Here is a 13,613-nt window from a genome sequence, read left to right on the forward strand (position 1 = left end):
ACAGAAGACGAAAAGTAACATTGATTTATTCTTACCACCACATAAAAAACAGCTGCCTCCAACTTGCAGACAGCTGTCTTTATCATTCAAACAATGATTGGTGTCTATGATAATTGATTGTACGTATTCACAACATTTTCTACTGTAAATCCAAACTCTTCTAAAATTTTAGCGCCAGGAGCAGATGCACCGAAATGATCGATGGTAATCGTTGTTCCTTCTGTACCCACATAGCGTTCCCATCCGAATGATGCAGCAGCTTCGATCGCCACGCGTTTCTTCACTGCTTTAGGAAGTACGCTTTCTTTGTATTCAGAAGATTGTTTTTCAAACAGGTCGAAGCTTGGCATAGAGACAACAGAAACATCTTTCCCGTTTTCTGCCAATTCTTTTTGAGCTTTCACAGCTAAATCAACTTCAGAACCAGTTGCAATCAAAATACCTTCTGGTGTTTCTCCTTTAGCTGGAGAAAGAACGTACGCGCCTTTTTTGACCATTTCATCTGCTACTTCTTTTGTAGAAGGCAATACAGGAAGGTTTTGGCGGCTCAATACAAGGATAGTAGGCGCATCAGTAGTCTCCATCGCCACTTTCCAAGCAGCACGTGTTTCATTTCCGTCTGCTGGACGAATCACTTGGACACCAGGCATGCAACGAACAGAAGCTAATTGTTCAATCGGTTCGTGTGTTGGTCCGTCTTCTCCGACAGCAACGGAGTCATGTGTCAAAACGTAAACAACAGGCGTATGTTGAATCGCTGCTAAACGAACAGCTGGTCTTAGGTAATCGACAAAGACAAAGAATGTTCCGCCATAGATACGAGTTCCGCCATGAAGTTGGATACCATTCATAGCCGAAGCCATCGCAAATTCGCGAACGCCAAACCAGATGTTACGTCCTTCATAATGTTCGGGAGTAAAATCTTTATCAGCAGCTACCATTGTATTATTGGAACCTGATAAATCTGCTGAACCGCCCCAGAAACTTGGTATAGCTTTCGATAATTCTTGGATAACTTCTTTACTTGAAACACGGCTTGCTTGACTGCTTTCTACTTCATAAGTTGGCAATTCTGCATCCCAGTTTTCTGGCAGTTTGCCATCAAAGGCATCTTCAAATTGTTGTGCTAATTCAGGATAAGCTTTTTTATAATTGGCAAACATTTCATTCCACGCATCTTCAGCTTTTTGTCCTTCTTCTATCATTGTTTGATGGAAGCGGGCAGCTACTTCTTCGGGAACAGTGAAGTCTGGATAATTCCATCCGTAAACTTCTTTAGCCATCTTGATACCCTCTTCGCCAAGAGGAGCACCATGAACAGCAGATGTTCCTTCTTTAGGAGCACCGTAGCCGATGACTGTTTTTACTTCGATCAACGTTGGTTTATCTGTTTCAGCTTTTGCTTCTTCAATCGCTTTAGAGATTGCTTCTAAGTCATTTCCGTCTTTCACTAAGATATGTTGCCAGCCATATGCTTCATAACGAGCACCAACATTTTCTGTGAATGCTTTTGAAGTTGGACCATCTAATGAAATATCGTTTGAATCATATAAAACGATTAATTTACCTAACTTCATATGACCTGCCATCGAACTTGCTTCTTGAGAGACTCCTTCCATCAAGTCTCCATCCCCACAGATTGCATACGTATAGTGATCCATTACGTTGAAGTTTTCTTTGTTATAAGTTGCTGCAAGGTGTGCTTCTGCCATCGCCATACCAACAGCCATTGCAATCCCTTGGCCTAATGGGCCTGTAGTAGCTTCTACACCATCTGTATGATGGACTTCAGGATGTCCTGGTGTCTTAGAATCCCATTGACGGAATTGTTTCAAATCATCAATTGTCACTTGATAGCCAGCTAAATGAAGTAAACTATATAACATTGCTGACCCATGTCCTGCTGAAAGAATGAAACGGTCGCGATCAGCCCAATTTTTGGATGTCGTTGGATTTACTTTCAGGTGTTTTGTCCATAACGCATATGCCATAGGTGCTGCGCCCATCGGCAATCCAGGATGTCCAGAGTTTGCTTCTTGGACTGCTTCAATACTTAATGTACGAATTGTGTTAACGCCAAGTTGGTCAATTTTGTCAAACAAAATAACCCCTCCTATTAATTTAGGTTTTTTTTACCTTTATTTCTTACACTCTCATTCTATAAGATGTCACACGAAAAAGCAATCATTTTCAGTATTTTTTACTAAAAGTTGTCATTTCGGTTGTGTAAGCCTTTTTTCTTTTGGATTTCTTTTAATTTTTCCGGGGTCACGTCATTGCCCTCAGGATCGACGATTTTCATTCCTTCGATATGATGACGCATACCGGAACGAAAAGCTTCCAAATACTCTTTGCGCAAGTTGATTTGTTCTTGTTCTTCGGCTTTCGAGAGACCATTTTCCTTCTTTTTACGTGCGAGTTCATTGATCCGCTCTATTTTTTCAGGTGACAGCATGCTCAGCCCTCCTTTTACTCTCCTTCATATTATATAAAAACTGAAAAAAAAACAACTAGATAAACTAAATAAAATGCGAACATTCGTTTGATTTAGCGCTTTTTATATGGTACTATTTATTTATCAAGTGAAAGAAGGTGTACCTTGTGGCCCGACAAACTGAATCAAGACAAATTGAAGTCTTACGTTATATCCATGAACAAGTAACCCAAAAAGGATACCCGCCAACTGTCCGTGAAATCGGGGAAGCTGTTCAGCTTTCTTCTACTTCTACTGTTCACGGTCATCTTGCACGGCTTGAAAAAAAAGGGTTTATCCAAAGAGATCCGACGAAACCTCGTGCAATCGAGTTGACAAAACAAGGTTTAGAAAAGATTGGGATTCGTCCAACAACTATTCCAGTACTTGGCGTAGTAACAGCTGGAGAACCAATTTTAGCAGTAGAGGATGCTTCGGACTTCTTTCCGATCCCTCCTAATCTTTCTTCTGAAGAAGGCAGTCTCTTTATGCTGACGATTCGTGGAGATAGTATGATCAATGCTGGAATTTTGGATGGCGATAACGTGATCGTTCGGAAGCAGGAAACGGCACAAAACGGTGATATCGTCATTGCAATGACTGCAGAGGATGAAGCGACTTGCAAACGATTCTATAAAGAAAAAAACTACTTCCGTCTTCAACCTGAAAACGACTTACTCGAACCAATCATTTTAGATCAAGTATCTATATTAGGACGAGTAGTAGGGCTTTATCGTAGTCATATCTATTAATTAGTACTAAAAAAGAAAATTGTTTAAAACCGAGTTTGAGACCATTGTCTCAAACTCTTTTTTCGCCCAAGTTCTTCTTCTTTCAAATTTTTATCACTTCCCTCTTTACAAACCGAACAAATATTCGTATACTAAATACACGAACAATTGTTCGTATAAATTAACGAGGTGAGAATTCATGAAATCAATGAGACGTCTTGGCTTAGTATTAACTGTTTTGTTTTTAGGTATTATTATTGGTAATTTCGGCATACGTCCAGCTTTACTTGTGTTTGTTCCGTTATTTACTTTGTGGTTCATGTTGTGGGATGAAAAGAAGTACCGTCAATCTGAGCGGCGCAGAATTCATGAAGATCATTTCTATCATGAACCCTACTACAGATCCAGGCAATCATAATGAGGATTGACTGCTAATTGTTCAAAAGACAAAAAGTTAAACTTTTACGAGGGTGTGACAAAAATCGGTCACATCCTTTTTTTCGAACCTTTACTGGACTTTGACTGGTTCCATTTATAAAAAAATAGCGACCCTCAAGCGTCAGAGTGCCTATCTGACTTTTGAGGGTCGCTTTAAAATCGCTTTTTCTGCTTAATATTCCATTAATGTAATAATGTCGTATCCTTTGATTTTGTCGCGTCCATGGAGATCCATCAATTCGATCAAAAATGCGCAGCCTACGACTACACCACCTAATTGTTCGATCAGTTCGATTGTCGCTTTGATCGTTCCACCAGTAGCCAGCAAATCGTCACAAATCAGCACACGCTGACCTGGTTTAATGGCATCCTTATGCAATGTCAATGTATCTGTTCCATATTCTAATCCATAAGTTACTTCGATGGTTTCTCGAGGTAATTTTCCTTTTTTGCGGACTGGTGCAAAACCGACTCCTAACTCATAAGCAACAGGACATCCTACGATGAACCCACGTGCTTCTGGTCCAACTACCATATCAATTCGTTTTTCTTTTGCATAATTTACGATTTGCTTCGTAGCTTCCCGATAAGCGTCACCATCTGCCATCAGCGGGGAAATATCTCGGAACACAATTCCTTTTGACGGATAGTCGGGAATACTGGCAATATAATCTTTTAAATCCACTCTTTGTTTCCTCCTAGGTTGTTAACCATTTCTTTATGGTAGGAATATCGCTCAAAAGCAAAAATTCCTCAACTTTGATTTTATTTAGCCGCCGCTGGTATAATTTGCTCTCAGTCAAAGGATGACTTTCTGGGCTGGCGACTTTTTGTAAAACACCGTTCTCTATTGTAACAAATTTCAATTCAAAAAACACCTGTATCATAAAAATTAATAATTTTTCAGGGATACGCAAATATTGAGCTACTGCTTTTATTTTATGACGTATATCTATTCGTTCTTGAGAATGGATCAATTTAAACAATTTTGCGTACTGTTCTCTTGTGCCTACCCCATTCAAATAAGCCTCATCAGGTGAAATCCCCATCAGATAAACACGATTGAATGAATAAGACCCAAAGACTTCTTTCAGCTTTGCTAAATCATCTGGACAATCCATAATAACCAGAGATTTCGGTTTTCTTTTTTCAATTACTGCGTGTATAGAATCCATTCCTTCGAAAACAATCGCCGTTTCTTGGATGCGCTCCGGCACGAATTTCAATGTCGAAGAATCAAAAGCTAAATAAAGACTGTCTTCATATGTTCGGCTCTGTTCACGGAAACGTTTTGCCCGCCAATCAAATACCTGCAGTCCACCTACTGCAAAATCAGATACCATCAGTTGTGGTTTCTTACGTCCATTCCATTCATTGATCGAAAGCTTTCCTACTACATCTACTAGATTATTCAGCAGTTCTTCTTCTTGAGTTCCAAAACCAAAAGCGACCGCATCAAGCTGACTAGATTCATCGGAAAGGACAAATTTCAGATGCTGTTGGTTTGCTCCGATTCTTTTGACATTCGCTGCTTGGACTTGCCGAAATAAAAATTGAGGTAAAGGATTATCTGTACCAAATGGCGCTAATAATTTTAGTTCATCAATACGCTCTACTGTTACTTCATTCGGAAGTAGCACTTCATCAATTCTTAATTCAGGACCTCTTGTCAAATCGATTTGACGATCGACTATATATTGGTTCATCTTCTCCTGTAGTATTGTGACATTTTCACTTGGCATCGTTAACCCGACTGCTGCATGATGTCCTCCAAAATAAGTAAATAAATCCCGCATCTGGTCAAGCATTTCAAAAAGGTTCAAGGCTTCAACACTACGTCCAGAACCTTTAGCTGATCCGTCTTCTTTTAAAGTAAGAACAAGCGTTGGTTTACCAGTTTCGTTCATTATTTTTCCTGCAACAATACCTAAAACACCTTCATGCCATCCTCGGTTTACCAATAGATGGATATGATTCTCCTTATTGACCATTGCTAATGCTTCTTCTGTTATCTGCTCTACGATTGCTTTTCTTTCTTCATTGATTTCATTCAATTTTTTTGCTTGAATGGATGCCTCTTCTTCGTCAAACGTTGCAAGCAATGAAACGGCAGGTCGTGGGTCACCCATCCGACCAATAGCATTTAGTCTGGGCGCAATCGAAAAGCCGATCGTTGTTTCGTCTGCATCTCTCATTTTTACGCCACTTTCTTCAAACAGCGCCTGAAGTCCTATCCGTTCTGAATGATGGATGGCATCGATTCCTAATGCAACAAGGATTCGATTCTCATCAGTCAATGAAACTAAATCGGCGATCGTTCCTATCGCTACTAAATCCAAAAATTCTGCAGGTGGTTCTTCCAACAATGCAGAAGCTACTTTGAATGCTACTCCGACTCCTGCCAGATCTGGAAATGGATATTGCCCCGCTGGATGACGAGGATGAACAATCGCATAGGCGTCTGGTAATTTCTCAGGTAGCTCGTGATGGTCTGTAATGATCACGTCTACACCAGCTTGCTGAGCATATGCTACCGCATCATTTCCTGCTACCCCGTTATCAACAGTGATGATCAGCTGGATGCCTTCTTGGATCTTTTCTTGGTATACCGATTGGTTTGGTCCATACCCATGCTCAAATCGATTTGGCAAAAATACTTCTACTTCTGCGCCAAGTAATCCCAGTGTTTCTTTCATTACCGTTGCACTGGTGATTCCGTCTGCATCATAATCACCGTAAACGAGGATTTTTTCTCCACTGATTACAGCTTCTTGTATTCGACTGATTGCTTTATCCATATCGTGCATCAGATACGGATCATGTAGTTCTTGTTCTTTTGGATGTAAAAATCGGTTGATATCCTCTTCCTCATGGTAACCTCTTTGCCACAGTAACTTACCGACAAATGGAGATAATTTCAATTCACGGATCATTTGGAGAAAGGATTCAGAAGGCTCTGTCTCGCTTAACTTCCAATCAAAATTTGCTTGTCTCACTTTCTCACTCCTAACTTAGTTATTATAGCAAAGGAAATCAGCAAAAAAAAGCAGAAAGAAAGAATAAAAATAGATCAGATCCGCTAGACTGATGTTCAGCAGGACCCGATCTTTTATACGACCATTTATGAAATATCCCTATTAGTCAAAATAATTGAAGCTTTGTTTTGGCGCTTGCGTTTTTTGTTCTTCCGGTGCTTTCAATTGACTGATTTGTGCTGTTTTCGCTTGTAATTCCGCCTGATAAGCAGCTTCTAACTCTGCGCGTTGGTTTCTAAACTCGCGTTGTTGTTCTTCTTTTGCTTCTTCAATTTTCTTTTGCAGATCTGTTTGGTATTCTGATATTTCCTGAGTCAGCTGCTTGATTTGCTTTTTTTGCTGCCATAGTGTTGCCGAAGCAGTTAAGAATACAATCAGTGCACCAATCAGCGCAGAACCGATAATCACTAAGATCAACGGTGCAGAAAAGGAAGTGAAGCCAAAACTTACAGGGACATTTTTATTGTTCAATACAGCAAAAAGAACAATAATCAAAACTAAGATAAATCCAAGAATTACATTGCTTTGCTTTTTCAATTCCTCCACCTACTTTTTGTTAAAAATTCCGCTGGCTAAATAATCACCAATCGTTGGAAACAGCGTATAAAATTTTGATGCAACTTCTAAAATAAACGGTTGATTGATTTCTCGTTTTGGATGTCTCATATTGCGGACGATCATTTTTGCCAACTTAGTAGGTTCTAAAACGATTTGCCCGACTTTTTCCAAATAGCTTCCGCTTGGATCAGCCTTGTCAAAGAAATCTGTCTCGATTGGACCTGGATTTACTGTCGTAACAGCTACACCAAGTGGTTTCAATTCTAATCGCAAGGCGTTGGAAAAGCCAAGGACTGCAAATTTCGTGGCAGAATAAACCGTTGATTTTGCAGTTGCCATTTTCCCAGCCATTGAGGTGATATTAATAATATGTCCTTGTCTTCTTTCTGCCATATCGATCGCAAATTTTTGTGTCAAAACCATCATTCCTAAGATATTGACTTCAAACATATCGTACGCTTTTCCAAGATCGAATGTAAGGAAGTCCTCGAAAATACCAAATCCAGCATTGTTTACCAGAATATCGACACGTCCAACTTCTTCCATTACTTTTTCATATAGTTCATCCACACTATAAGGATCGCTGACGTCTACTTTGAAAGCATAAGCCTCTTTGCCGCTCAAGCGTCTGCACTCATCTCTGACACCTTCTACAAATGCCATTCTTCGTGCGCAACTTATAACGATTGCTCCTTGCTTTGCTGCTTCATAACAGATTTGCGCGCCTAGACCGCCTGAACTACCTGTTACTAAAACAACTTTATCTTCTAAATTCATGCCTCATCCTCCTCACGAAATGGTATCTCAATGCTATCAAAATCTTTCATGATTGTCGTGTTTTCAAACACTTCTTTTGCTTCTTTTTCAAGCTCTAGAGCTGCTTTTCCTAAATATCTTGCACTGATATGAGTAAGCAACAGCCGTTTTGCCTGCGCTTCTTTTGCAACTTCAGCAGCTTGATGAGTCGTAGAATGGAAATAGTTATGCGCCATTCTTGCTTCATCTTTATTAAATGTGCTTTCATGTACCAAAATATCACTGTTTTCCGCAAGCACAACAGAATTATGTGTTTTTCTCGTGTCGCCTAAAATAGTCACGATCCGCCCTTTTTTATTTGGGCCTACGAAATCTTTTCCATTGATCGTCCGACCATCTTCTAGTTGGATCGTTTCCCCTTGCTTCAGCTTGCCGTACAGGGGTCCAGCCGGAATGCCTAATTCTTTCAGACGATCCACCTGCAATTCTCCTTTATGATCATGTTCAACCACACGATAACCGAAACTGTCGATTCCATGATTTAGTTTTTTTGCATAAACAGAAAATTGCTGATCAGTAAAAATCGGGTCTGTTTCATTTAACTCGATGAATTTCAGCGGATAACTTAACCGTGTTTGCGAAATGCCTAAAGAGACTTTTATGTATTCCTCTATCCCTTTTGGCCCGTAAATCTCTAATGGCGTATCCCCACCTTGAAATGAACGGCTGCTGATGAGTCCAGGAAGCCCAAAAATATGATCGCCGTGTAAATGTGTAATGAAAATTTTACCGATTTTTCTCGGACGGATAGTCGTTCGCAAAATCTGCATTTGCGTGCCTTCACCACAGTCGAATAACCAAACTTCATTACGTTCGTCTAAAAGTTTCAATGCTATACTTGTCACATTTCTATGTTTTGCAGGAACACCTGCGCCTGTTCCTAAAAATTGTAATTCCATAATCTACCTGACTTTCTTTAAGTTCCTCTTTAATTTTAGGGGAAAAAGATAGGATAATCAACCGTAAGTCGAGAAAGGCTTCAAATAAAAACGATGTTCTTATGTGATAACGTTTTCTTTAAACTCCATTGTAAAAACAGCAGCGAACCCTTTTGAGATTCTCTGCTGTTTTTATTAATTTGAAGATTCGGAACTCTCATTGTCATCGGAACATTGCGGATGTTTGTCCTCCCAAGTCTTTTGGGCAGCTTCTTTCGCCTGCTTTTCGGCTTCCTTCGCATCATGCACATCTTTTTCGACATCTTCATAATCCAAACGGGTAATTTCTCCGCCTAATTCCATCATCACTAATTGATTCAATGGACGATTGTCTTCTTCATCCGCAATCAAAATCAGTCCTGTAGCTCCTTCACCGATTTTATTTCCTACAAAGTCGAACACAGTCTGAGCATCTTTTATTTCTTTTGCATCTTGTGTCGCACCGATCATCCCTCCGGCAAACCATCCTAATAAAATCCCCAGCGGCCCACCTAATACACCAACCAACATACCAATCAACCCACCAGTAGAAGATTTGTTATTACCAGTAAAGTCGATAAAATCTTCTATTTTGAATTGATGGTTTCCATTGGGATCATGGCTGACAACGGCCATCTGTTCTCCTTTGATCGAACGAACAGCATGTAGTTTTTTGATTTCCGAAAATGCCTGATATGCTTGGCTTTCTACTTGAAAATTTAAAATGATTACTCGCTTGCTCATTGAAAACGCCCCTTTCATACCTTCTTGTTATTTATTTTACCTTTAATTGTAAAATAAGAAAAGAAAAGCACTCTTTCCTACCCAATAAAAAAGGAGAATGGCCTCAGCCATACTCCCTTTAGATTTGAAACTATATTTTTTGGTATTTATTTTTATTTGTTTGCCTATTCGACAAATTCAAATTCAAATTCACCGATACGGACAAGGTCGCCATCTTTCGCCCCACGTGCCCGAAGTGCCTCATCCACACCCATACCACGTAATTGACGAGCAAAACGCATTACCGTTTCATCATGATCGAAATTCGTCATTTGGAATAATTTTTCGATCTTCTCACCGGATAAGATCCACGTTGCATCTGAATCACGATCGATTTGGAACTCAGGACCTTCTGGATTGAATCCATAGTGTACAGTTTCTTCTTCCAGTTCTTCCTCGTACAATGGGAATTCTGGCGTTACTTCTAACAAGTCTGCTGTAGCATTCAATAACGCATCCAATCCTTGTCGAGTCACTCCAGAAATTGGAAATACTGGGATATCATCAGCGAATTCGTCTTCTTTTTCCTTGTTCAGCTGTTCTTTGAATTTCACTAGGTTTTCCTGTGCATCCGGCATATCCATTTTGTTAGCCACGATGATTTGCGGACGCTCTAACAAGCGTAAGTTGTAAGTAGATAATTCTTTGTTGATGGCAAGATAGTCTTCGTAAGGATCTCGTCCTTCCATCCCACTCATATCGATCACATGTAAAATAACTCGCGTTCTTTCGATATGACGAAGGAATTGTGTACCTAGTCCAACACCTTGCGAAGCTCCTTCAATCAACCCTGGCAAGTCTGCTGCGGCAAAACTTCTGCCATCACTTGTAGTAACCATTCCCAAGTTAGGGACGAGTGTCGTGAAATGATAAGCGCCGATCTTTGGACGAGCAGATGAAATCACAGATAGCAAAGTCGATTTTCCAACAGATGGAAAGCCTACAAGCCCAACGTCTGCCAATACTTTCAATTCCAGTTCGATTTTTCGTTCTTGTCCTGGTTCCCCGTTTTCAGCAATTTCCGGTGCAGGGTTCCGAGGAGAGGCAAACCGGATATTTCCTCGTCCGCCACGTCCCCCTTTCGCCACAACTAGTGTTTGACCATTTTCAATCAAATCTCCTAAAAGAGCACCAGTCTCTGCATCTCGGACAGTGGTTCCTTGCGGTACTTTCACATAGGTATCTTCTGAACCACGGCCGTGCATCCCTTTACTCATTCCATTTTCACCTGGCTGCGCTTTGAAATGGCGATTAAAACGAAAGTCCATCAATGTACGCAAACCTTCATCGACGATCAAGATGACATCACCGCCACGACCACCGTCTCCACCAGCCGGTCCGCCGTCAGGAACGTATTTTTCGCGACGAAATGCAACCATTCCGTCTCCGCCCTTGCCAGCTTTCACATCGATCGTTACTTGATCTAAAAACATGGACATAATTAAGTCCTCCTATTATTCAATTTATTTATTTGACTGCCTGAATTTCCACAATAAACAAAAGTCTTCCTTATTTTATCGGTGAAATCTGTTTTTGTCTATCATTTCAGCAAAAAGATTGATTGCCTTCTTCTTTTTTTATTATTTGGTAAGGTTTCCAACCATTTTTCTGCTATCGAGTATAATTTTTTGACAAAATATGCTTTGCGTAGCAGAATAACAGTGTATTAATTGTATTAATTGAGGATGCCGTTTCATAGCACCCCTAATAAAGGAGGAACTTTTGATATGACAGTAAAAGTAGGTATTAACGGATTTGGGCGTATCGGCCGTCTGGCTTTCCGCCGCATCAAAGAAGTATCAGATGATATTGAAGTAGTAGCAATCAACGACTTAACAAGTCCAACTATGTTAGCACAATTATTGCAATTTGACTCTACTCACGGTACTTATCCTGGCACAGTTACTGCAACAGAAGACTCAATCGTAGTGGATGGCGAAGCAACGCGTGTTTATGCAGAACCCGACGCAAGCAAAATCCCTTGGGTAAAAGAAAACGGTGTAGATATCGTACTAGAATGTACTGGTTTTTATACATCTGAAGAAAAAGCGAAAGCGCATTTAGATGCTGGTGTCAAACGAGTAGTTATCTCTGCCCCAGCTGGTGCAATGAAAACTATCGTCTATAACGTCAATGATGATACATTAGACGAAAACGACCGAATCATCTCAGCAGGTTCATGTACAACAAACTGTTTAGCACCTATGGCTTATTTCTTGAATAATGAATTTGGGATCGAAGTTGGTACAATGACAACAGTCCATGCCTACACTTCAACCCAAATGCTGTTAGATGGACCAGTAAGAGGCGGTAATTTACGTGCTGCTCGTTCAGCTGCTGACAACACTATTCCACATTCTACTGGTGCTGCAAAAGCAATCGGCTTAGTTATCCCTGAGTTACAAGGAAAATTACAAGGACATGCGCAACGTGTTCCAGTCGTTGATGGTTCATTAACTGAATTAGTTTCAGTATTGAAAACCAAAGTAACTGCTGATCAAGTAAATGAAGCAATCAAAAAACACACAGTTGACAATCCTTCATTTGGGTATGATGATCGTCAAATCGTTTCTAGCGATGTCATTGGCACAACTCAAGGTTCAATCTTTGATCCAACCCAAACAGAAGTAACAACTGCTGGCGATTTCCAACTTGTCAAAACTGTTGCATGGTATGACAATGAGTACGGATTCACTTGCCAAATGATTCGCTTACTAGAAAAATTCGCTAACTTGTAATTTAATAAATCAAACAATAAAACAAGCCTTTGACTGGGTCCAGTCAAAGGCTTGTTTCTTTTTATCCTCTTGCATTTAAACTAGTTCAATGAACATATTGGTTTAAAAATTGTTGGACTACTTGCTGATACTTTTCAGGATCTGTCTTGTATGCTTCCGCATGCTCGGCTCCTTTTACAACATACTTTTCTTTTGGCCCCTTCGTTGCACGATAAACCTTATCCAACATTTCAAATGGTACAAATGTGTCTGCGTCTCCATGTATAAATAGCATCGGACGCTGGTTTTTCTTCAATTGATCCACTGCACTTGCCTCACCGAAAAAGTAGCCGGCACGGACTTTTGTCACTAGACTCGTTACTTGCATAAGCGGAAATGCTGGAAGACTAAACATATCGTCTAGCTGATACGCAAGCTCATCATGGACAGAAGAATAACCGCAATCTTCAATAATTGCTTTTACGTTATTTGGTAATTTTTCTCCGCTAGTCATCATGACAGTTGCTGCCCCCATGCTGACACCATATAGAACGATTTCTTGCGAGTTTCCATTTTCTTCTAACACTTTGTTGATCCACTGCACATAGTCTTTGCGCTCTGGCCATCCAAATCCAATATAATCCCCTTCGCTTTTTCCATGCCCTCTTGCATCTGGAACAAGGACATTGTAGCCCATATCATGGAACATCTTTGCATAATTGGTCATCGTTTCAGCATCTCCCATGTAGCCATGAGCAACTAGAGCTGTTTTTTCACTTTTCGTTTCAGCAGGAAGATAAATCGCTGATAATTTCAGACCGTCTTTCGAAGTGATTGTCCAATTACTTCGGTTCTCTTTTGAACTAAACCACTTATGTGCATCCGTTTCTTTGGATGTCTGTGTTGTACCTGGTGTATCTTCATCTAAAAAGTCTTTCTCAGACGGCACGACAGCATAATTATAAAAATAATTCCCTGCAAACAATAGCGCAACGATTAGAACTAGGGCAACACCTAAAAGGATTTTCATCCAAAGTTTCATAAATTATCCATCTCATTTCTCTTTTTTCATCTAACCTTGAATTAGTATAATCAAAGGATCTCTACTATGCAATGTTCATTTTTATAACCTATAAAAAAACAAA

At 40.1% G+C, this 13,613-nt stretch carries 13 protein-coding genes; 3 read left to right on the plus strand and 10 right to left on the minus strand.

The features are described 5' to 3' along the window. Positions 1–104: 104 nt before the first annotated feature. On the minus strand, positions 105–2,102 hold the full coding sequence (tkt, locus tag HMPREF2961_RS07150; protein ID WP_002315093.1) for a transketolase: 1,998 nt from the start codon (positions 2,100–2,102) through the stop codon (positions 105–107). Positions 2,103–2,203: 101 nt separating this feature from the next. Then, the gene (locus tag HMPREF2961_RS07155) at positions 2,204–2,455 is read right to left on the minus strand and encodes a DUF896 family protein (RefSeq protein WP_002309377.1); all 252 of its coding nucleotides are present in this window, start codon (positions 2,453–2,455) and stop codon (positions 2,204–2,206) included. Between the two features lie 146 nt (positions 2,456–2,601). On the opposite strand from HMPREF2961_RS07155, the gene lexA reads away from it, so the two are divergent. Together lexA and HMPREF2961_RS07165 are read left to right on the plus strand one after the other, a co-directional pair. Further along, positions 2,602–3,225 carry a transcriptional repressor LexA gene (lexA, locus tag HMPREF2961_RS07160; RefSeq protein ID WP_002309378.1) on the plus strand — a complete coding sequence of 208 codons (624 nt, stop codon included), beginning with the start codon at positions 2,602–2,604 and terminating at the stop codon, positions 3,223–3,225. A gap of 178 nt (positions 3,226–3,403) precedes the next feature. After that, positions 3,404–3,622, plus strand: coding sequence for a hypothetical protein (locus HMPREF2961_RS07165; protein ID WP_002297436.1), 219 nt, complete (start codon positions 3,404–3,406; stop codon positions 3,620–3,622). Between the two features lie 192 nt (positions 3,623–3,814). Here HMPREF2961_RS07165 and HMPREF2961_RS07170 read toward each other — a convergent pair whose 3' ends face one another. The 7 genes from HMPREF2961_RS07170 to obgE all read right to left on the minus strand — a co-directional run bounded on the left by HMPREF2961_RS07170 (position 3,815) and on the right by obgE (position 11,190). Next, a complete protein-coding gene (locus HMPREF2961_RS07170; RefSeq protein ID WP_002295813.1) occupies positions 3,815–4,327 on the minus strand; it encodes an adenine phosphoribosyltransferase in 513 nt (170 codons plus the stop codon). A 13-nt stretch (positions 4,328–4,340) separates the two neighbouring features. Continuing rightward, on the minus strand, positions 4,341–6,638 hold the full coding sequence (recJ, locus tag HMPREF2961_RS07175) for a single-stranded-DNA-specific exonuclease RecJ (protein ID WP_070704422.1): 2,298 nt from the start codon (positions 6,636–6,638) through the stop codon (positions 4,341–4,343). 141 nt (positions 6,639–6,779) lie between these two features. Then, entirely contained in the window at positions 6,780–7,223 is a 444-nt protein-coding gene (locus HMPREF2961_RS07180) for a lipopolysaccharide assembly protein LapA domain-containing protein (protein ID WP_002315095.1), read from the minus strand. Next, positions 7,224–8,012: an SDR family NAD(P)-dependent oxidoreductase gene (locus HMPREF2961_RS07185; RefSeq protein ID WP_002315096.1), complete on the minus strand. Its 789-nt coding sequence runs from the start codon at positions 8,010–8,012 to the stop codon at positions 7,224–7,226. After that, positions 8,009–8,950 (minus strand): ribonuclease Z, encoded by a 942-nt coding sequence (gene rnz, locus HMPREF2961_RS07190; RefSeq protein WP_002313806.1) that lies wholly within the window; start codon positions 8,948–8,950, stop codon positions 8,009–8,011. The genes HMPREF2961_RS07185 and rnz overlap by 4 nt, the downstream gene beginning before the upstream one ends. 174 nt (positions 8,951–9,124) lie before the next feature. After that, positions 9,125–9,712: a hypothetical protein gene (locus HMPREF2961_RS07195; protein WP_002315097.1), complete on the minus strand. Its 588-nt coding sequence runs from the start codon at positions 9,710–9,712 to the stop codon at positions 9,125–9,127. A 164-nt stretch (positions 9,713–9,876) separates the two neighbouring features. After that, positions 9,877–11,190 carry a GTPase ObgE gene (gene obgE, locus HMPREF2961_RS07200; RefSeq protein ID WP_002295805.1) on the minus strand — a complete coding sequence of 438 codons (1,314 nt, stop codon included), beginning with the start codon at positions 11,188–11,190 and terminating at the stop codon, positions 9,877–9,879. 288 nt (positions 11,191–11,478) lie between these two features. On the opposite strand from obgE, the gene gap reads away from it, so the two are divergent. Beyond that, positions 11,479–12,489: a type I glyceraldehyde-3-phosphate dehydrogenase gene (gene gap / locus HMPREF2961_RS07205; RefSeq protein ID WP_002309387.1), complete on the plus strand. Its 1,011-nt coding sequence runs from the start codon at positions 11,479–11,481 to the stop codon at positions 12,487–12,489. Positions 12,490–12,574: 85 nt separating this feature from the next. Here gap and HMPREF2961_RS07210 read toward each other — a convergent pair whose 3' ends face one another. Continuing rightward, positions 12,575–13,510, minus strand: coding sequence for an alpha/beta hydrolase (locus HMPREF2961_RS07210; RefSeq protein WP_024635159.1), 936 nt, complete (start codon positions 13,508–13,510; stop codon positions 12,575–12,577). Positions 13,511–13,613 lie beyond the last annotated feature (103 nt).

This window comes from Enterococcus sp. HMSC076E04, from assembly GCF_001814285.1.
GTDB lineage: Bacteria > Bacillota > Bacilli > Lactobacillales > Enterococcaceae > Enterococcus_B > Enterococcus_B lactis.

Bases quoted from the DNA above. Each gene is read 5' to 3' on its own strand.
- HMPREF2961_RS07165 (WP_002297436.1), top strand. From the start codon at position 3,404: ATGAAATCAATGAGACGTCTTGGCTTAGTATTAACTGTTTTGTTTTTA.
- HMPREF2961_RS07155 (WP_002309377.1), bottom strand. From the start codon at position 2,455: ATGCTGTCACCTGAAAAAATAGAGCGGATCAATGAACTCGCACGTAAA.
- obgE (WP_002295805.1), bottom strand. From the start codon at position 11,190: ATGTCCATGTTTTTAGATCAAGTAACGATCGATGTGAAAGCTGGCAAG.
- gap (WP_002309387.1), top strand. From the start codon at position 11,479: ATGACAGTAAAAGTAGGTATTAACGGATTTGGGCGTATCGGCCGTCTG.
- HMPREF2961_RS07210 (WP_024635159.1), bottom strand. From the start codon at position 13,510: ATGAAACTTTGGATGAAAATCCTTTTAGGTGTTGCCCTAGTTCTAATC.
- HMPREF2961_RS07185 (WP_002315096.1), bottom strand. From the start codon at position 8,012: ATGAATTTAGAAGATAAAGTTGTTTTAGTAACAGGTAGTTCAGGCGGT.
- HMPREF2961_RS07195 (WP_002315097.1), bottom strand. From the start codon at position 9,712: ATGAGCAAGCGAGTAATCATTTTAAATTTTCAAGTAGAAAGCCAAGCA.
- rnz (WP_002313806.1), bottom strand. From the start codon at position 8,950: ATGGAATTACAATTTTTAGGAACAGGCGCAGGTGTTCCTGCAAAACAT.